The organism is Pantoea folii, from assembly GCF_056678875.1.
Window position 1 is genome coordinate 20,585 of the sequence record NZ_JBWXON010000001.1, and the last position, 19,155, is coordinate 39,739.

A 19,155-nucleotide genomic window follows, 5' to 3' on the forward strand; every position below is an offset into this window, starting at 1 on the left:
ATGGCAGGCGACGTTTTTACTGGAAGACACTATGAAGCACTACTCACGCCGCAGCGTGTTGAAGATGGTCGGGCTGGTGACGATTGCCAGCGCCGCAGGCCAGCTTTTGCCGTTGCCGCGCCTTAACGCCGCCCAGTCACCGACCAACGTGGCTGGGCTGGATGATTTTATGCAGGTTTCACAACAGCTGACGCAACAAGAATCCCTGAATGCCACCGTTGGGTGTGCGCTGCTTTTGGCCCTGAGCCAGACGCAGAAAGGTCTTCTCCCTGCGCTCGCACAGTTGAAGGCGTTACTGCAAAACCAGCCAGAACTGCTGCAGCATGATCACCTGGCGTTTGCCTCGGATGCGGACAGCGAAAAGCTGGCAAAAGTGATACTTGGCGGCTGGTACAACGGTGTGGTCGGCAAGGGCAATCACGCGCTGTATGTCACCTACGTGAACACGCTCGCCAATCTGCTGGTGGATGACAAATTAGTGCCGCCGAGTTTCTCCTACGGCAAATGTGGTAGCTGGGCGCAACAGCCCTGATTCAGAAGAGTAATGTCGTTATGAAAAACAATAATTCCGCCGATGTGGTTGTTATCGGCGCGGGCGTTAACGGCTCGCTGCTGGCGACCCGTCTGGCAAAAGCAGGTAAATCAGTACTGTTACTGGAGTCCGGCCCGAAAGTTGGACGCGATCAACTGGTTGAGCGTTTCCGTGCGTCGGCGTTCAAATCTGACTTTATGTCGCCGTATCCGTTCTCACCTAAGGCACCGCATCCGCGCTATACACCGGAACCGAATGATTACCTGCATCAGGCCGGGCCGCATCCGTTTGCTGCGCAGTACATTCGCATGTTTGGTGGCACCAGCTGGCACTGGGCGGCGCAGTTGTGGCGCTTTGTTCCCAACGACTTCCGTCAGCACAGCCAGTATGGCGTCGGCAAAGATTGGCCAATTGGCTATGACGACCTGGAAGAGTACTACTATCAGGCGGAAGTGATCGCGGGTGTCGGCGGATCGCCGGACAATGGTTCGCCGCGCAGCAAGCCTTACCCGATGGAACGCGTCCCCGCCTCCTGGCTTCAGCAGCGTGTGACAGCTCGCCTTGCGCCTGACTTCACCGTGCTGGATGACAGTACAGGCCGAAATAGCCACAGTTATGATGGTCGCCCAGCCTGCTGCGGTAATAACAACTGCATGCCGCTTTGCCCAATCGACGCCCAGTATCACGGCGGGATTGCCGCACAGCAGGCTGAAAACAGCGGCGTGCAAGTGATCACCGAAGCGGTGGTGTATCAGCTGGAGCACGATGCCAAAGGCAATATCGTGGCAGCCAATTACTATGACTGGAACAAAGTCAGCCATCGTGTCACGGCTGAAACCTTTGTACTGGCCGCCAACGCGATTGAAACCCCAAAACTGCTGCTGATGTCTGTCAGCGATAAATTCCCGAACGGTATCGCCAACGCGCACGATAATGTGGGTCGCAACCTGTGCGATCACCCGGCGATAGGCGTGACGTTTGACGTCGATGAAGAGATTTGGCCAGGGCGTGGCCCGGTGAGTCCTTGTTCGATTGGTCAGTTCCGTGACGGCGATTTCCGCAGCGAACATTCACCGTTCCGTATCGATATCTCTAACGCCTCACAGGTTGCCTCAGTGACTAAAGAAGCGCTGGCGGAAGGGCTGTTTGGCAAGAAGTTGCAGGAAGCGATTCGCTTCCGCGCCGCGCGTCGCCTTAGCATCAAAAATGCGCTTGAGCAGTTACCCGATCCGAACAACCGCGTGACCTTGAGCAGCAACAAGGACGAGCTGGGTTTACCCACGCCATCGCTGTATTGGGACGTGAACGACTATGTCATCAAAGGCACCGAAAAAACGCGTGAATGCTATGACGCGATTGCGGCCAAACTCGGCGCAACCAACATTAAGCACAGCAAAACTGGCAAGTTCTCTAATCGTCAGCACATCACCGGCACGCTCTCTATGGGCCTCGACCCGGCGACCAGTGTGACCGATGCGTGGGGGCGTGCACATGATCATCATAATCTGTTTATGGTTGGCACGGGTGTGATGCCGACGGTGGGCACCTGTAACGTCACGCTCACGGCAATGGCGTTGGCTCTTCGTACCGCCGACAAAATCCTGCAGGAAACGCAACATGGCTAAGCACTGGAAAGCCCTGCTTGCAGCAGGCACGTTGGCGTTGGCTGTTTCACAATCGCATGCAGCGGATGAGCAACTGATTAAGCGCGGGGAGTATCTGGCGATTGCCGGTGACTGCGGCGCGTGTCACACCGAAGAGGGTAAAGCCCCTTTCAGTGGCGGCCACGCGATTGCCAGCCCGTTGGGCACGATCTTCAGTACCAATATCACCCCCTCTAAAACGGCGGGGATCGGCCAATACAGCGAGCAGCAGTTTGCCGATGCGTTGCGTAAAGGGGTTCGCGGTGATGGCAGTCAGCTTTATCCGGCGATGCCGTATACCGCTTACGCGAAGCTCACCGATGAGGATGTCGCTGCATTGTATGCCTACTTTATGCAGGGTGTGCAGCCGGTAGATATTCAGCCTGAGAAAACGGCATTGCCGTTCCCCTTCAATCTGCGTTTCAGCATGGCAGCCTGGAATCTGTTGTTTATGGACAGCAAGCCCTTCCAGCCGGACGAGAAGCAGTCAGAAGAATGGAATCGCGGTGCCTATTTGGTACAGGGGTTAACCCACTGCAGCACGTGCCACACACCACGTAATTTCCTGATGGCGGAACAGGAGGACAAAAACTTGCAGGGTGCGTCACTCGGTACCTGGTTTGCACCTGATATCACGGCGGCAGCCTTGCAGGGCAAACCGCATTGGACACGTGAAATGTTGGCGCAGTATCTTGCAACTGGCCACGCCAGCAACGGCGCAACGGCGGGCGGTCCGATGCTGGAAGCGATCGATAAGAGCTTCTCGCGTATGACAGCAGAAGATCGCCAGGCTATTGCGACTTATTTGTTACCACAGGATAGCGCCACTGCTGAACCTGCGCAGGCCAATCGCTGGACGCTGGTAAGAGGTGACGATACGCCGCAGGCGGTATTAAGCGAAGGCGCACAGATCTATCGCAATAACTGTGCATCCTGCCATAACCTGACAGGCGAGGGGCTGAATGGACTGCCGGCATTACAAAATCATCCGGTGTTGAATAAGCCCAATGCGGACAATGTGGCGATGGCAGTACTGCAAGGCGTTTGGCCTGAAAAAGGGCAAGGGATGATTGGCTTTGCCGGTCAACTCAACGACCACCAAATCGCTGCGCTGACTAACTATGTGATGCAAGATATCGGGCACAGCAAGGTGCAGATCAGCGAGGAGCGAGTGAAATCACTGCGTGCTGGTGGTGATGCTTCGCCGCTGATGCTGGTGTCGCGCATCGGCATGGCCGCTGCCGGGTTCATCGTGTTGCTGGGGCTGTTCTGGTTAGGTTTCAGAAGAAAGAACAAACGCTAACGGCTTTGTCCTATGACAAATAGTCAGCTGTTGTTAAGATGCGCTTTTACGTTATCTAACAGGAGCTGGCTATGTTTTCAGGTCTTAGTGCCTTTCCGCTGACCCCGGTCAATGCGACAGGCATTGATGAAAAATCCTTTCTCTCGCTTCTCGCGCGTCTAACAACGGCAAAAGTCGATTCACTGGGCGTGCTGGGTTCAACCGGTAGCTACGCCTATTTCACCCGCGAGCAGCGCAAGCGCGTGGCGACGCTGGCCGTACAGCATGCGGATGGCATTCCGGTGATGGTTAGCATTGGCGCAACCAGCACAGATGAGGTGCTGCGACTGGCGGAAGATGCGCAGCATGCAGGCGTAAGCGCTTTATTATTACCTGCTGTTTCCTACCAAAAGCTCACTGAAGAAGAAGTGTTTGGCTTCTATGCCGAGGTGGCGCGGAATGTTTCGCTGCCCATCTGCGTTTATGATAATCCCGGCACGACCCACACCGAGTTCTCAAATGATCTTTACGCACGGATAGCCGCGCTTCCCAATATCGCTTCCATCAAAATACCGGGTGTGCCTGCCGACATGCATTCCGCAGCCCAGCGGGTGAGCGCATTACGTGCGCAACTCCCCGCAGAGATAAGCATTGGTGTCAGTGGTGATGCATCGGCCGGCAACGGTTTAATGGCGGGATGCGATGTCTGGTATTCCGTATCTGGCGGCTTATTTCCCAACACAGCATTAGCGCTGACACGAGCCGCTCAGGCGGGCGATTTCGCTGCTGTCGTTGAGCAATCCCAGCGACTGGAGCCGCTTTGGACGCTGTTCCGTCAACATGGCGGCAGTATTCGCGTGATAGCGGCCGCAGCGGCACTGCTTGGGCTGGCGGAGGAAAACAACTTGCCGCGCCCGCTACGTGCTTTATCCAGTGAGCATCAACGGGAAGTACTCCAGGTGATGAGATCGCTGGAGTTGGCCTAGCTCAGTTAACTATTAGTGCGATCATAGTTTTCGCACTAATAGTTAAGATTGATATAGTTTACATGGTTATTATTGTTTCCATCGAAGGCACACAGCCTTCTCATCAAACAAACCAAGGAATATGACCATGAAAACTATCAAAGCTATGTCAATCGCCGCTGTTGCCGCTCTTTCTCTGATGTCTGCTGCCAGCTTCGCACAAACAGTGACTGCAACTTCTCTGACTCTGGATGGAGCAGAAGCGAAAATTGCTGCTCAGGCTCATCAGCAGAATGAACAATACAAAATCATTGAAGCCAGCAACGGCAATGTCGTGCACATGACCGCAGAATTGTACAAATAAGTATCGGATGGTTGCACAGGGAAGTGCCGGGAAAGGCCGCCTTACGGGGCGGCTTTTTCCGTCTTAACACTCTCCGCAAAAGGGGCAGCCCCATGAAACAGAATCATCAAGATATTGATCAGCAAGCCAGCGCATTTGTCGATGCATTAAGGGCGCAACGCCAGGCTCATATACCGATTATGCGATTCCATCAGTGGCCGCACTTTATCTCCACGGTTAAATCGCTGATGGCAAAATCCTGATTGTGGCGTCGGTAATGTTAAAGCTCAATACAGTCGCTGTTTGGCGGATAACGTTTTCGCCATTCTGTCGGTGGTAAATCAAAATATTGTTTGAAAGCGCGAGAGAAATGGAGTTGATCGTTGTAACCCACCGAACAGGCAATCACTTTGATGGGTAATGATGCATCTTGCAGTAAAGATTTCGCCATGTTCATACGCGTACGTAATAAATACTGTTTAGGTCCTACACCCAACGCTTTTTGGAACATTCGACTCAAATAACTGCGGTCAATTCGGCAATGGTTCGCAATATCACTGACCCCGATGGGGTTCTGATAGTTGCGTTCGATAAAGGCAATGGCATGATCCAGCTGCTTGTTATCATTGCTGGTGGAGACAGCACTATTTTTCCCGCCACTGATTAATGCATCGAATAATAAACAGGTTAATCCAGCCAGTTTGATCGGACGATCGGCATCTTCAGCAATCAATAATTTCCATACCTCCTCCAGTTCCTGATGACCTCGCGGTAATGCTGCCGTCCAAACGGGGGTCTCTCGGTTAAGCCCGCAAAGCTCAAAGGTGCGCTGCGCTATCAATCCATCTACCTCTAGCCACATATACTCCCAGGGTATTTTCTTATCGGCAGAGTAGGTGGTTATCTGATGCGGGAAGATTAAGAAAGCTTCCCCGGCTGAAATATCCCAACGTCCCTCTTCAGAAAGTAAACTCCCTCTGCCAGCCATAACATAGTGCAATAAATAGTGTTGGCGTACTGCGGGGCCGAAAGTATGAGCGGGCACACACGCCTCGTGGCCAAACTGATAAATATTCAAACCAAAATGCAATATATGTTCAGGTAGTAAATATTTTTCCATATGTAATCATCAACGGGAGGGGATGCTTGAACTTTCTATCACACATTTTAAGCGGCTAGCACGCCGATTTACCTGATAAAAGGCAATGTGAGATATTCATCACACTTCCTTAACGGCAATACCATTCTGCTATAAGGATGTCACATTTATACATATCGCTTCGCCTGGCCGTTGTTTATGTTTTAACGACACAGTCGTGCTGGAATATAAGGTGAAAAAATGAAAATAACGTTCATTGGAGCGGGGAGCACTGTTTTTGCCAAAAATGTGCTCGGTGATGTGCTGGCTACTGCTGATATCTCTGATGCTGAGATTGCGCTGTATGATATTGATGCGCAGCGACTCGATGAGTCTTACAAAATGCTGACAAACATTAATGCCAATATTAACCAAAACCGCGCACGCATTCATCAATATGCGGGGGTTGAATTACGACGTGAGGCATTGAAGCAAGCAGACTTCGTTATCAATGCCATTCAGGTGGGTGGGTATCAGCCCAGCACCGTGATTGATTTCGATATTCCTAAAAAATACGGTTTACGTCAGACCATTGCGGATACTTTGGGCGTCGGGGGGCTTTTCCGCGCGCTACGCACCTTACCCGTGATGTTTAATCTGGCGAGGGACATGGAAGAGGTTTGCCCAAATGCGTGGCTGCTCAATTATACCAATCCCATGGCATCATTGACGGGCGCAATGCTCAGATATACCAGCATCAAAACGGTGGGCTTATGCCACAGCGTACAAGTTTGCGCTGAAACGTTGTTAAAGAGCGTTGATATGCCAACTGACAATGTGGTGTTCAATATTGCCGGTATCAATCATATGGCATGGTTATTAGATATTCGACGCAATGGTGAGGACCTCTATCCTGAGATTCGGCGTCGTTCATTGGCGTTGACAGAGCAACATGATGATAGGGTGCGACATGAGATCATGCATAAATTCGGCTATTACGTCACTGAGTCCTCCGAGCACAATGCGGAATACATGCCTTACTGGATCAAGCGAAATTATCCGGAATTAATTGAGCAGTTTAATATTCCGCTCGATGAGTATCCGCGTCGCTGCATTGAGCAGATTGAACGCTGGCATATGCAACGTGAGCAATTAACCCACAATGAAAATCTCACCCATACCCGCAGCCTGGAATATGCCTCTTATATCATTGAAAGCATGATGCTTGATAAACCCTATAAGATTGGCGGTAACGTACTTAACAACGGCTTAATCACTAATTTACCCCGCGAGGCCTGTGTAGAAGTGCCTTGTCTGGTGGATGCTCAAGGCATTACTCCCTGCTACGTCGGTGATCTTCCGCCACAGTGCGCGGCGCTGAATCGCACCAATATCAATACGCAACTCCTGACCATTGAAGCGGCGGTCACCGGTAAGAAAGAGCACATTTATCATGCGGCTCTGCTCGATCCGCATACCTCTGCGGAGCTTTCCATCGACGATACGATACGTCTGTGTGACGAACTGATTGCGGCACATGGCGATTGGTTGCCTTCATATCACTGATATTCAGAGAATTTCTGCTAAATTACCTGTGCGTGGAGGCAACTGCTTCATGGCTGTCGGTTGCCACCCGTTCAAGGAGGAGAGTCAATCATGAGTGTGTCGCTAAAGACCAAAATCAGCTATGGCCTGGGTGCATTCGGCAAAGATTTCGCCATTGGCATCATCTACATGTATCTGATGTTTTACTACACCGATGTGGCCGGTATTTCGATGGGCATGGTCGCCACGTTATTTCTGGTGGCACGATTTCTCGATGCGTTAGCCGATCCTGTTATGGGATGGATCGTCGAACGCACCCGGTCCCGTTGGGGCAAATTTAAACCCTGGATTTTGCTTGGTACGTTAGTGAACTCAGTGATGTTGATTGCCGTGTTTCATGCTCATCATTTTCAGGGTACCGGGCAAATTGTGTGGATCTGGATAACCTATCTGCTGTGGGGATTTACCTACACCATCATGGATGTGCCATTTTGGTCACTGGTACCTTGCATTACGCTGGATAAACGTGAGCGAGAAGCATTGATTCCCTGGCCGCGATTTTTTGCCAGTTGTGCAGGCTATCTCACGGGGGTGATTGGATTACCCGCTATCCGCTGGCTAGGTGGCGGCAACCAAGGTGAGGGTTTTCTCTATTTCACTTACATCATCGTGTTTTTCTTCATCCTTTCTACGTTGGTGACGCTGCTGAATGTGCATGAGAGGTACTCCTCATCGCAAACAACAGCAAAAAGCGAACAACACAGTCTCGGCACCGTGCTCAGTATGATCACCCGCAACCGACCATTATTTGTATTGTTAATCATGGCATTGGCGTGGAACCTGGCTTATAGCATCATTACAGCATTCGCCGTGTATTACTTTAAATATGTATTTGGACGCGAGGATCTTTTCCCGTGGTATATGGCGTTTGCCGGTGTGGCTAATCTCATCACCATTGTATTGTTCCCACGCTTAGTTCGCATTTTCTCCCGTCGGGTATTGTGGCTCAGCGCGTCGGTGCTGCCGGTGCTCAGCTGCTTTATGCTGTTCGCGATTGCTGTTTGGGCGCCGCAAGGGGCAGTGCTTATCTCACTGTCTGGTGTATTGGTGAATATTGGCAATGCACTCTTCTGGGTAATGCTGGTGATTATGGTGGCGGACACCGTGGACTAAGGTGACTACGCGCTCGGTGTCCGTATTGAGAGCATTGCCTATTCTGTCCAAACCATGGTGGTGAAAGCAGGTGCTGCTTTTGCCGGGCTGTTTATCGGTATGGTGCTTAGCCTGATTGGCTATGTGCCAAATGTGCAGCAAAGTGCATCAACCCTCTTAGGTATGCAGGCGATTATGGTAGGCGCGCCATTACTCTTTTTCGCCATCACCGTGGGCGTTTATCTGCGCTATTACGCGTTGGATGGGCATTTATTGGATCAGGTGCAGCAGTGGTTACAAAATAAGTATGGTGCGCAACATGTAGCTGAGGTCACGCCTGAAGCAGAAGGCTCCTTGCCTGCGCAGCAGATCCGGAGTTCGATCTGATCCATGACCTTGAGTACTATTAGTGTGATCATGGTGATCGCACTAATAGTCAATGGTGAAATGGTAACTTGGGTTATTATTATTTCCATCGAAGGCACACAGCCTTCATAAACAACTCAAAGGAATAAGACCATGAAAACTATCAAAACACTGACCATCGCCGCTGCTGCCGCTCTTTCACTGATGTCTGCTGCCAGCTTTGCCCAGAGCATCTCCGTTGAGTCATCAACTCTTGACGGTGCCGAAGCGAAAGTTGCCGCGGTAGCACAGCAGCAGGGCGCACAGTATAAAATCACTGAAGCGAACACCAACAACCGTGTGCACATGACTGCAGAACTGTATAAATAAGTTCAGTTTCCGCTTCAGCGTTAAGGCCGCCTCCGGGCGGCTTTGCTGTTTCTGAGACCTAGAACACTAACTGCACTTTTGCAGCCCTTTCCTTATCAGAAGCTAATTCGAGTGCGCCAACCGCCTGGTCCATTGGCAGTTCTGCCGACAGTAATGGCAGAGGATCAATTTTGCCCGTCTCAAGCCAACGTACAGCGGTGGCAAATTCATCGACAAATCTAAACGAGCCGCGTAATTGCACCTCTTTAACCAAAAGAGGGCCGATAGGATAGGTGATCTCAGCCTGCCCCATACCAAGCTGTACGATAATCCCGCCGGGTCGGGTATAGGCAACGACTGAGGCGACGGCAGCGGCAGCACCAGAGGCTTCAAAGCAGACGTCGAAGCTGCCTCCATGCTCACGCCAACCGGCAACGACCTCTTCATCGCGTGGATCCCATACCGAAGCTGCACCCATTTTTAATGCCAGCGCACGGCAGCGTTCGCTGAGATCGGTCGCTACCACTTCCGTCGCGCCTGAGGCCAACGCAGCAGCAATCACCAGACATCCAATCGGTCCTGCGCCAGTGACCAAAACTCGCTTGCCCGTTAAATCTCCGGCCTGCTTGATGCCGTGAATACAAACAGCCAGCGGCTCGGCAAAGGCGATCACTTTAGCCTCAACATTATCGGCGTAAGGGATACACTGTTCTGGAGCGACGACGACATGCTGCGCGAAACCACCGTTCACATGGGGATAAAATTGCGCGCTTCCCATAAATCGCATCGAGCGGCAGAGATTTTGTTTGCCTAAGCGGCAGATGTCGCAATGCTGACAGGGTTGCGATGGATTGATCGCCACGCGTTGCCCAGCCCGCAAATTGCTTTCCTTAGGCGCTTGCTCAACGATGCCAACAAACTCATGACCTAATACCATCGGAGACTTCAACACCGACATGCCGGCTCGGCCATGCAAGAAGTAATGGATGTCTGAACCACAGATCCCTCCGCGTTCCACTTTCACCAGCACTTGATCGCTGTTCCAGGCAATATCTTGATTCTCACACCGTACATCATGGGCGCCTGCCACCATGACGGCTTTAACCGTTTTATGCTGCATGATTGCTCCTAAGCATTTGAAGGCGTTTTATATTTTTCATCGTCGCGCGGGGTAGGTTGTTCATCTGGAGGAACCATGACTTCGATTTTCCCCACCAGGAACAGATAAGCGAGGAAACCCGCCAGTGCGACAGCCGCGATGTACCACATCGCATATTGGAAGTTTTGCGTACGTTGCAGAATGATGCCGATGATGATCGGGCTGGCGATGCCGGATAGGTTGCCAAAAATATTGAGAAATCCGCCAATGGTGCCAATGAGATGGCGTGGAATGACATCACTGCAAACCACCCAACCGAGATTGGAGAAAGCATTGGCGAAAAAGGCGATGGAGAGAATGCCAATCGCTATGACAGGTTGGTCCTGGAAGAAATTCACCAGCGCAATTGAGCAAGTCAGTAGCATGCCTGACATCACAGGAAGTTTTCGCGCAAAGGTACGACTGCGACCGCGCTTCAGTAGCAGATCACTTAATGTGCCACCGCATAACACGCCAGCCATGGCCATGAGGTAAGGGAACATGGCGCCAATCCCTGCTTTGTCGATCGACAGGTGCAACCCTTTCTCCAGATAGACAATGAACCAGGTCAGGAAAAAGTAGAGGGTGGACGAAGCCGCAAACTGGGCAATAAAAAGACCCCAGGTTGTGCGTTGACGCAAAATGAAGCGTACTTCAGGCCAGTTCACCCGCGTATTTGCCCCTTTGACTTCAGAACCGTAGCCACCACCCTGGCGAATAATCTCCAGTTCCCCTTGATTAACCTGCGTGCTGTGTTGTGGATCGCGATAGCGAATCAGCCAGTAAATGCCAAATACGATGCCGACTGCGCCAGAAATATAAAATGACATCTCCCAGCCCCACTTGCTCACGATCAGGGAAAGCAGCGGGGTGAGTAGCGCGAGGCCAATGTATTGCGCACTGGAGTAGGTCGCTGTTGCACGGGCACGTTCATGATCGGGAAACCATGTCGCAATGATCTTGGTGTTCGAAGGAAAAGAGGGTGCTTCAGCGATTCCCACCAAAGCGCGGCAAGCCAGCAGCATCATAAAGGAAGCAGTGGCGGTGGTGAAAAGATGGTGTGAAGCAAACCCCATTAACAGGGTGAACACACTCCACAATACAATTGCGCTGCCATACAGCCAGCGGGAACCGATGCGATCCAGCAGATATCCTACCGGGATTTGGCTCATGGCGTAGAACCAGGTAAACATCGAGAACAGCAATCCGAGCTGCGTGGGTGAGAGCGCCAGGTCTCCCTGAATGTGAGAACCCGCAACGGAAAGGTTGGCACGGTCCATATAATTAATGGCCGTCACAACAAACAACATCGCCAGCACGGAGAATCGGGTACGGGTGGGTTTAATGTTCATTTTTAAACCTATGATAGTAAGCTGATGTTGTCGGTGAATGTGATACCAGGTAGCGTAGTTATCTGTTTAATGTGATTTTCTGCGCCGATCTGAGACATTTCTCTGGCCTCTTCGTCTTGTTTTGAGATTGGCATTACCGGCTTAAAGCGTGGCGAGCCAACCGCCGTCGACATAAATCATTTGTCCATTGACGTAGTTAGAGGCAGAGGAGGCCAGGTACACTGCTGTGCCAATCAACTCATCAGGTTTACCCCAGCGCCCTGAGGGTGTGCTATTGCAAACCCATTGATTAAATTCCAGATTTTCTACCAACGCACTGTTCATGTCGGTGAGGATATAGCCCGGCCCGATGCCATTAGATTGGATGTTATGGACTGCCCATTCAGCTGCCATCGATTTCGTCAGTAATTTGATACCGCCTTTTGCCGCGGTATAAGGGGCAACGGTGGCGCGAGCGGCTTCACTCGTGAGTGAGCCGATGTTGATAATTTTGCCACCGCTGTTGCGCGCCACCATACGCCGCGCTGCGGCACGAGCCACCAGGAAGGCACTGGTGAGATTCACATCTATTACACGCTGCCAGTCACTTAACGCCAGCTCCAGCATAGGTTTACGGAACTGAATGCCCGCATTATTGATGACGATATCGACGTGGATATCTTCTTCATCAAGCTGTGCGAAAACGCGCTCTATCTCATCCTCGTTTGCGACGTTAAAGAGAAAGCCCCGCGCACTAAACCCCTGAGCTTCTAACTGTGCCAACGCGTGATGCATATGTTGCTCGCTGGTGCCATTGAGAATGACGGAAGCGCCAGCCTGCGCTAATCCTGTGGCGTAGGCAAAACCGAGTCCACGCGTTGAACCGGTAATTAACGCCGTTTTTCCCGTTAAATCGAAAAGGGGTGGCATAATAACTCCTCATGTAACATGACTAACAAGTTGATGTGAGAGTTGTACGTGAGGTTGTAGGTAGCAGCAATAACCTGATCAATAAATTGCAGACTGTTTCACAAAAATGGGATCAGGTAGCAGGAGCTGGAAATAGTAAAGGAAACATCAACTGCATGAAATTGATGTCTTTTTATTCTGTTAGTCAAAGGGATTAAGCGTGATAAAAGAAAAAACGCCTTGTGCCAGGACAGTGAAAAAGTTAAAAAGGCCAACATGTAGGACAAGTGAGTGAACAACGTGGCGCTGGCGAGTATTCAAAAACACAATATCGTGGATGTGATCTACGAACAGATGAAGCAGAACATTCAAGATGGCATCTGGGAGCCAGGCTGTAAGTTGCCTTCTGAAGCAGAACTCACGGCCACCTTCCAGGTCAGCCGAGTCAGCGTGCGCAGTGCTGTGCAAAAGCTACGTGATTTAGGTATCGTCATCACGCATCAGGGCAAGGGGACTTATGTTACCCGGGATGTCGCGCGCTATGGGGCATTCAGCGATAATCAGCCGATTTTGCATCTGTCTCAGGAAGAGTTTGACGATATGCGTGTGTTTCGCCAAACCGTTGAGTTTCGTTGCATGGAGTTAGCTGTAGAGAATGCAACTGATGAAGATATTCAGGCGTTGGAGAGTGCGCTCAATCGTATGCTGGTCAATCGGGATGATTACAAGAAGTACTCCCTGGCAGACTACGACTTTCATCTGGCCATCGTGAAAGCTTCGCATAACAAAATTTTCATTCATGTTATGGAGTCACTCAAAGGCATCTATGTGCATTATCTCGAAGAGTTAAACCGTGTGCTGGGCATTACGCTTGAGAGCGTTGAAGCCCACATTAAGGTATTTATGGCGCTGAAAAATCGTGATGCAGATATGGCAACAGAGACGCTGAACAGTGCGATGACTCATAACGTGCACGCCATTGAAGATGTACGTCATAACTGAACATAGGAAAAGCCCATCGCGGCTTTTTTTATATCTCTAACATGTAGGACATCATACAAGATTAATGAGGATTAGCATGAGCCAACTTAAGATTACCAACGTAAAAACCATTCTCACCGCGCCGGGCGGTATTGACCTGGTGGTGGTTAAAATTGAAACCAGCGAACCAGGGTTATACGGTTTGGGCTGTGCAACGTTTACACAACGTATTCATGCCGTCGCCTCTGCTATCGACAACTATATGAAACCGTTCTTAATAGGTAAGGATCCCGCGCGCATTGAGGATATTTGGCAATCGGCAGCGGTGAGTGGCTACTGGCGAAATGGTCCGGTCATGAACAACGCACTTTCTGGCGTCGATATGGCCTTGTGGGATTTAAAAGGTAAAGTGGCTGGGCTACCAGTGTATGAACTGTTGGGTGGGAAGTGCCGTGATGGAATTGCTCTTTATCGCCACTGTGACGGTGCAGATGAAATTGAAGTTGAAGATAATATTCGGGCCCGCATGGAAGAGGGTTATCAATATGTACGCTGCCAGGTAGGCATGTACGGCGGTGCCGGCACCGATGATTTACGTCTGATCGCCGGTAAGTTGGCTAAGGCACGTAATATTCAGCCGAAGGTGTCACCTCGTAGTCAGACGCCGGGCGTCTATTTCGATCCCGAAGCATACGCGCGTGCGGTGCCCCGTTTGTTTGATCATCTGCGCAATAAAATTGGTTTCGGTGTGGAGTTTATCCATGACGTTCACGAGCGCATCACACCCATAGCCTCAATCCAAATGGCGAAATCGTTGGAAGAATTCCAGCTGTTTTTCCTCGAAGATCCTGTCGCCCCTGAGAACATCGATTGGCTTAAAACATTACGGACACAGAGCAGTACACCGATTGCGATGGGAGAGTTATTTACCCAGATTAACGAATGGAAACCTCTGATTCAAAACCAGCTTATCGATTATATTCGTTGCCATGTCAGTACCATCGGCGGTATTACGCCTGCCAAAAAGCTGGCGACTTTTGCTGAGCTCTACGGCGTAAGAACCGCCTGGCATGGACCAGGTGATATTTCACCCGTTGGTGTCGCTGCAAATCTGCATATCGATATGAGCATTACTAACCTCGGTATTCAGGAATATACGCCGGTCAATGAGGCTTTGCAGGAAGTCTTCCCGGGCTGCCCGGAGATTGATCGTGGTTATGCATACCTCAGTGTTCGCCCAGGTTTAGGTGTAGATATTGATGAAGCCCGTGCAGCTAAGTATCCAGTTAAAGGTGATCTACCCGAGTGGACTAATGCTCGCTTGCCGGATGGCTCTGCGGCAAGGCCTTAATTCAAGTCGCCTTCGGGCGGCTTTGTTATTTCTGATGCGGTAAGGCAAATACTCACCCCAAAATTCTCATTCAAATAATTAGAACGATAAAAGCAAAATGATTAGATTTCAACCATCACAATACAGGTCTATTCTTTTTCACATCGAGGCGGAATGCCTCATAATCTGAAAATGAATTTGAGGAAATGACCATGAAATCCATCAAAACTTTCGTTGCAGTTTCAGCCCTTACTCTGGCTTCATTTGCCAGCTTTGCACAGAGCATCTCCGTTGAGTCCTCAACTCTTGACGGTGCAGAAGCAAAAGTTGCCGCAGTGGCACAAGAGCAGGGCGCACAGTACAAAATCACTGAAGCAAACACCAACAACCGTGTGCACATGACTGCAGAGCTGTATAAATAAGTTCAGTTTCCGCTTCAGCGTTAAGGCCGCCTTCGGGCGGCTTTACTGTTTCTGAACTAAGTAACCGCCTCTCATACGTTCTACTTAGATGATCTCTAAGGTCATCCAGGCCCCCTCATATACCTTAAATCTGTAATATTCAGATTTCCCTGACACAGATTTGGCAATGGTGACTATTTACCCTCATTGTATACCCATATAGTATACCTCTAAACGACATCGATTTAGGGGGCTAAATGAGAGGCAAAGTCAGTATCACCGTTGAGAAAGACAACTATAAATATTTGGTTGACTCCGGCGTTAACGTTTCTGCATTAGCGGATGCGGCTTACGCCAAAGAGGCTAAGCGCATTAAAGGGGAACGTTGGAAGGAAGAAAATCGTGAGGGCATGGAAGAACTTGCCGCTTTTAACCAAAAGTTTGGCTCGTTCGCTGATGAGAACAGGAAGTGGTAACTCATGCAATTTGATGTTTATGAATATAAGCGGACCAGTCATTACCAACTTTTTGTCGATGTTCAGAGTAACATCCTTGATACACCGGGATTTAGAATGGCCATCCCGCTTGTTGATGCCTCTTTACTCTCTGAAAAAGTGAGTAAAGAGCTCCTTCCAATCGTTCAACTCAATGGCACTGCTTATCGGCTGAAAACTGACGATGTCGTTAGCGTTTCAAAAAGCGTGTTTGGCGATAAAGTCGGAAGTCTTGCAATCTACGAAACTGAAATTAAAGACGCTATTAACATTCTGTTTTGGGGTGTGTAAACCACTCTCAAATCTAACCCGCCCTGGCGGGTTTTATCTTTTTAGCGCGCCACCAGCGTTTCAATTTCTGCCTTCGCCTGCATCAGCGCGGCCAGTAGTTGGGGAAACTGCTCATCGAAGCGCATAGCCGGCACGGCTAAGGCCAGCGCATAGCGTTCACCCGGCCCGGTGTGCAGAGCAACACTGACGCCACAAACGCCGCGCGCATGCTCCTCCCGATCAATCGCATAACCTTGCTGGCGAATTGACTCAATCGCTTTCAGCAAAGGCTGACGATCTTTCAACGTTTGCAGGGTGCGCACCTCATTCAACTGCGGCATTAACGTCGTCAAAAGCTCTTCAGGCTGTTCCGCCAATAGGGCTTTGCCATGTGCGGCGCAGTGGGAAGGAAAGGCGGTGCTGATGGGCGAAACCACGCGCAGCTCCTGATCCGAAGCATATTGGCTGACCAGTACCGTGTGGCTGCCACGCCAGACACACAAGTCCACCGTTTCGCGGGTGCGACGGCCCAGCGTCTCCATCGCCGGTTGCGCCAGCGCAATAATATCGGTGTGCGCTGAGGCGGCAAGTCTGGTCAGTGCTGGCCCCAATTTAATTCCCGCGCTGTCCTGGATCAGCAACTGCTGAGCAATCAGAGAGGTCACCAATCGATGAACCGTGGTTCGCGGTAACGCAGTCGATTTCGCCAGTTCGGACATTGATAATCCAGCGGGGCGATTTTCCAGTGCGCGCAAAAGGGTGGCGGCACGTGCAATCACCTGTGATCCGTTAGCTTCAGTATCTGCGACCATTATTCATCCGTTTCATCGATTTACCCACGCGCCACTCTATCACGTTACGCGCTAGCGATTGACATCACACGCGATTACCTTAACACTCATGTCCGATATGTGGATGATAAACCCATTATGCGGATAGGTGTATTCATGACTGTATTAAAACCTGCAGCGGCAATGACGTTATTGGCTGTGAGTTGCCTGACCATCATGGTGGGCTGCGTTATCGTACCGGGATTGAGTGAGATTGCTGCGCAATTAGGAGTCTCACATCTGGCTAACTGGCTGGTAACGCTGCCAGCATTGGGCGTGGTACTGGCAGGGCCTTTTGCCGGACGAGCGATAGACCGTTATGGCGCTTACCCCATGCTTCTTGTGGGTCTTTTCTGTTACGGCGGATTGGGCGTGGCGGGTGCCTGGTTACCCGGCGCACCCCTGCAGATCATTGATCGTGTCCTATTAGGCTGTTTTACCGCCGTAGTGATGTCGGCTGGAACCAGTTTAATTGCCAGTTTTTATCAGGCTGAAGCACGACTTAAAATGATGGCGCGTCAGGGCATGGCTATCGAACTTGGTGGAGTGGTGTTTTTATTTATTGGCGGGATTCTGGCTTCCTTGAGTTGGCGCTATCCCTATGCACTCTATCTTTTCTCCTGGTTGCTGCTCGCATTGGTGGTCATTTTGATTCCACGTCCGCAACAGCAAATCGCCACTGAAACCAGGGATGAAGGCGCAACCAACAGCGATCGGGCATTGCGTCCGGTATTGCTGGCGGCCATCTGCTCCATGATGTGTTTCTTTACCGCTATCATCATGCTGCCACAACGCTTTGCCGCGTTGGGCGTTAATGCCGCTCATATCGGGTATTTTCTGTCATTCGTTTCGCTGGTGGCCGTGCTGGCTGCAGCGTTGATGCCGCATGTGGCACTGCAATTTGGTCCTTATCCAACCCTGATCATGGCGTTCGTTTGTTATATGTTGGCGCACCTGGAGTTTGCTGCTGCACCGGACATGCTGCTGTGCCTGCCGGGCGGCATCCTGTTAGGCATGGGATTTGGCTTGTCAGTGCCTCTGGTCAACCATATGACGGTTGAAACCAGCCAACCGCATGAGCGTGGACGTCAACTGGCGCGTTTATCGATGGCAATCTTTGCCGGGCAATTTCTCGCGGCCTTTATGGCTTATATTCCCGGCCAAGTGGAGATGACCTTTATTGCCGCAGCAATACTGGCCGTGATGAATATTGTTGCTTTGCGTAAGTTCGCCGTGGTGAGGGATTAATCTGTCCGAAAAGGGTCGATGCATGTCCTCATTCATCGACGGCTTACCGTTAATATAGTGCGCAATCTCAATCATTCAGGATGCGCATGAAAACCATCATCAGTAAAAACTTTACTCCAGCCAAAGCCTGGGATGCCGTTGATATTGCCAATTTCGACGGTACCAGCGTCAGACTGCATTGGACTGATAAACCTTATCGCTGGCACATCAACGACGGCGAAGAGGTCTTTGTGGTGTTGGATGGTGCAGTAGAAATGCATTACCGCGAGCAGGGCGAAGTACAGAAAGTGATGTTGAATGTCGGTGATATTTTCTTTGCCAGTGTGGGAACCGAGCATGTTGCCCATCCGCAGGGCGCCGCGCGGGTACTGGTGGTTGAGAAAGAGGATTCGGTATGAAACCACACTAACCGTAATCGGTAACGATTTGATCCGTTAGGCGTAACAGGAGATGAGTGAGCAATCAGGCGCAAGCTCGTACGAAAAGTAACCACGGCAGTGTAGCTGGCGTGGTTGGCGGTGAGAGATGATTTATCCACAGGTTAGCGCGCGGTCTTTTCACCTGAAATGTGGATAACATCCTGATCATTATGACAGTCGATGTGACAGTAACGCTGCGTATGATTATCTGGATTATCATGATCGCACTAATAGTTAATATGGTAATGGTAACCTGGGTTATTATTATTTTCATCGAAGGCACACAGCCTTCACAAACAACCCAAAGGAATAAGACCATGAAAACCATCAAAACACTGACCATCGCCGCTGCCGCCGCTCTTTCACTGATGTCTGCTGCCAGCTTTGCCCAGAGCATCTCCGTTGAGTCATCAACTCTTGACGGTGCCGAAGCGAAAGTTGCCGCAGTAGCACAGCAGCAGGGCGCTCAGTATAAAATCACTGAAGCGAACACCAACAACCGTGTGCACATGACTGCAGAACTGTACAAATAAGTTCAGTTTCCGCTTCA

General features: G+C 50.7%; 21 protein-coding genes and 1 pseudogene. 17 read left to right on the forward strand and 5 right to left on the reverse strand.

Annotated elements, in window-relative coordinates; translation table 11 throughout:
• Positions 1 to 31: 31 nt before the first annotated feature.
• The 6 genes from AC1MDE_RS00100 (at position 32) to AC1MDE_RS00125 (ending at position 5,028) form a co-directional block, all read left to right on the forward strand.
• Entirely contained in the window at positions 32 to 532 is a 501-nt protein-coding gene (locus tag AC1MDE_RS00100) for a sugar dehydrogenase complex small subunit (RefSeq protein WP_479400212.1), read from the forward strand.
• Between the two features lie 20 nt (positions 533 to 552).
• Positions 553 to 2,157, forward strand: coding sequence for a GMC family oxidoreductase (locus AC1MDE_RS00105; protein ID WP_480344095.1), 1,605 nt, complete (start codon positions 553 to 555; stop codon positions 2,155 to 2,157).
• On the forward strand, positions 2,150 to 3,478 hold the full coding sequence (locus AC1MDE_RS00110; protein WP_479400209.1) for a cytochrome c: 1,329 nt from the start codon (positions 2,150 to 2,152) through the stop codon (positions 3,476 to 3,478). Before AC1MDE_RS00105 ends, AC1MDE_RS00110 begins: the two co-directional genes overlap by 8 nt.
• Before the next feature lie 71 nt (positions 3,479 to 3,549).
• Positions 3,550 to 4,443, forward strand: a complete 894-nt coding sequence (locus AC1MDE_RS00115) for a dihydrodipicolinate synthase family protein (protein WP_479400208.1) — start codon at positions 3,550 to 3,552, stop codon at positions 4,441 to 4,443.
• A gap of 127 nt (positions 4,444 to 4,570) precedes the next feature.
• Positions 4,571 to 4,786 carry a YdgH/BhsA/McbA-like domain containing protein gene (locus AC1MDE_RS00120; protein WP_058960987.1) on the forward strand — a complete coding sequence of 72 codons (216 nt, stop codon included), beginning with the start codon at positions 4,571 to 4,573 and terminating at the stop codon, positions 4,784 to 4,786.
• 92 nt (positions 4,787 to 4,878) lie between these two features.
• Positions 4,879 to 5,028, forward strand: coding sequence for a hypothetical protein (locus AC1MDE_RS00125; protein ID WP_479400207.1), 150 nt, complete (start codon positions 4,879 to 4,881; stop codon positions 5,026 to 5,028).
• Positions 5,029 to 5,045: 17 nt separating this feature from the next.
• On the opposite strand, the gene AC1MDE_RS00130 is transcribed toward AC1MDE_RS00125, so the two are convergent.
• Complete coding sequence (locus AC1MDE_RS00130) at positions 5,046 to 5,885, reverse strand: AraC family transcriptional regulator (RefSeq protein WP_479400206.1); 840 nt, start codon at positions 5,883 to 5,885, stop codon at positions 5,046 to 5,048.
• Between the two features lie 219 nt (positions 5,886 to 6,104).
• Between AC1MDE_RS00130 and melA the strand changes: the two genes are divergently transcribed.
• From melA to AC1MDE_RS00145, 3 genes and pseudogenes are all read left to right on the forward strand, one after another.
• Positions 6,105 to 7,409, forward strand: a complete 1,305-nt coding sequence (gene melA, locus AC1MDE_RS00135; RefSeq protein WP_058960985.1) for an alpha-glucosidase/alpha-galactosidase — start codon at positions 6,105 to 6,107, stop codon at positions 7,407 to 7,409.
• 90 nt (positions 7,410 to 7,499) lie between these two features.
• A pseudogene (melB, locus tag AC1MDE_RS00140) lies at positions 7,500 to 8,927 on the forward strand (melibiose:sodium transporter MelB).
• A 132-nt stretch (positions 8,928 to 9,059) separates the two neighbouring features.
• Positions 9,060 to 9,275 (forward strand): YdgH/BhsA/McbA-like domain containing protein, encoded by a 216-nt coding sequence (locus tag AC1MDE_RS00145; RefSeq protein ID WP_034829885.1) that lies wholly within the window; start codon positions 9,060 to 9,062, stop codon positions 9,273 to 9,275.
• Positions 9,276 to 9,333: 58 nt separating this feature from the next.
• Here the strand turns inward: AC1MDE_RS00145 and idnD are convergent, their stop codons facing one another.
• The 3 genes from idnD to AC1MDE_RS00160 all read right to left on the reverse strand — a co-directional run bounded on the left by idnD (position 9,334) and on the right by AC1MDE_RS00160 (position 12,653).
• On the reverse strand, positions 9,334 to 10,374 hold the full coding sequence (idnD, locus tag AC1MDE_RS00150) for an L-idonate 5-dehydrogenase (RefSeq protein WP_337024386.1): 1,041 nt from the start codon (positions 10,372 to 10,374) through the stop codon (positions 9,334 to 9,336).
• 8 nt (positions 10,375 to 10,382) lie between these two features.
• Positions 10,383 to 11,744 (reverse strand): MFS transporter, encoded by a 1,362-nt coding sequence (locus AC1MDE_RS00155; protein ID WP_479415109.1) that lies wholly within the window; start codon positions 11,742 to 11,744, stop codon positions 10,383 to 10,385.
• A 141-nt stretch (positions 11,745 to 11,885) separates the two neighbouring features.
• On the reverse strand, positions 11,886 to 12,653 hold the full coding sequence (locus tag AC1MDE_RS00160) for an SDR family oxidoreductase (RefSeq protein WP_480344096.1): 768 nt from the start codon (positions 12,651 to 12,653) through the stop codon (positions 11,886 to 11,888).
• 279 nt (positions 12,654 to 12,932) lie between these two features.
• Between AC1MDE_RS00160 and AC1MDE_RS00165 the strand changes: the two genes are divergently transcribed.
• The 5 genes from AC1MDE_RS00165 (at position 12,933) to AC1MDE_RS00185 (ending at position 16,129) form a co-directional block, all read left to right on the forward strand.
• Entirely contained in the window at positions 12,933 to 13,634 is a 702-nt protein-coding gene (locus AC1MDE_RS00165) for a FadR/GntR family transcriptional regulator (RefSeq protein WP_479415203.1), read from the forward strand.
• 76 nt (positions 13,635 to 13,710) lie between these two features.
• Positions 13,711 to 14,964, forward strand: a complete 1,254-nt coding sequence (locus tag AC1MDE_RS00170; protein ID WP_479415111.1) for an enolase C-terminal domain-like protein — start codon at positions 13,711 to 13,713, stop codon at positions 14,962 to 14,964.
• Between the two features lie 191 nt (positions 14,965 to 15,155).
• Positions 15,156 to 15,365: a YdgH/BhsA/McbA-like domain containing protein gene (locus AC1MDE_RS00175; RefSeq protein ID WP_182059268.1), complete on the forward strand. Its 210-nt coding sequence runs from the start codon at positions 15,156 to 15,158 to the stop codon at positions 15,363 to 15,365.
• A gap of 236 nt (positions 15,366 to 15,601) precedes the next feature.
• Entirely contained in the window at positions 15,602 to 15,820 is a 219-nt protein-coding gene (locus AC1MDE_RS00180; RefSeq protein ID WP_034829890.1) for a type II toxin-antitoxin system CcdA family antitoxin, read from the forward strand.
• 3 nt (positions 15,821 to 15,823) lie between these two features.
• A complete protein-coding gene (locus tag AC1MDE_RS00185) occupies positions 15,824 to 16,129 on the forward strand; it encodes a CcdB family protein (protein ID WP_034829889.1) in 306 nt (101 codons plus the stop codon).
• Between the two features lie 41 nt (positions 16,130 to 16,170).
• On the opposite strand, the gene AC1MDE_RS00190 is transcribed toward AC1MDE_RS00185, so the two are convergent.
• Positions 16,171 to 16,920, reverse strand: coding sequence for an IclR family transcriptional regulator (locus tag AC1MDE_RS00190; RefSeq protein WP_034829888.1), 750 nt, complete (start codon positions 16,918 to 16,920; stop codon positions 16,171 to 16,173).
• Positions 16,921 to 17,055: 135 nt separating this feature from the next.
• Here AC1MDE_RS00190 and AC1MDE_RS00195 point away from each other — a divergent pair, with 135 nt between their 5' ends.
• From AC1MDE_RS00195 to AC1MDE_RS00205, 3 genes are all read left to right on the forward strand, one after another.
• Positions 17,056 to 18,186, forward strand: coding sequence for an MFS transporter (locus tag AC1MDE_RS00195; protein WP_479415112.1), 1,131 nt, complete (start codon positions 17,056 to 17,058; stop codon positions 18,184 to 18,186).
• An 86-nt stretch (positions 18,187 to 18,272) separates the two neighbouring features.
• Complete coding sequence (locus tag AC1MDE_RS00200; protein WP_097119056.1) at positions 18,273 to 18,584, forward strand: cupin domain-containing protein; 312 nt, start codon at positions 18,273 to 18,275, stop codon at positions 18,582 to 18,584.
• Between the two features lie 338 nt (positions 18,585 to 18,922).
• Positions 18,923 to 19,138, forward strand: coding sequence for a YdgH/BhsA/McbA-like domain containing protein (locus AC1MDE_RS00205; protein WP_034829885.1), 216 nt, complete (start codon positions 18,923 to 18,925; stop codon positions 19,136 to 19,138).
• Positions 19,139 to 19,155: the final 17 nt, after the last annotated feature.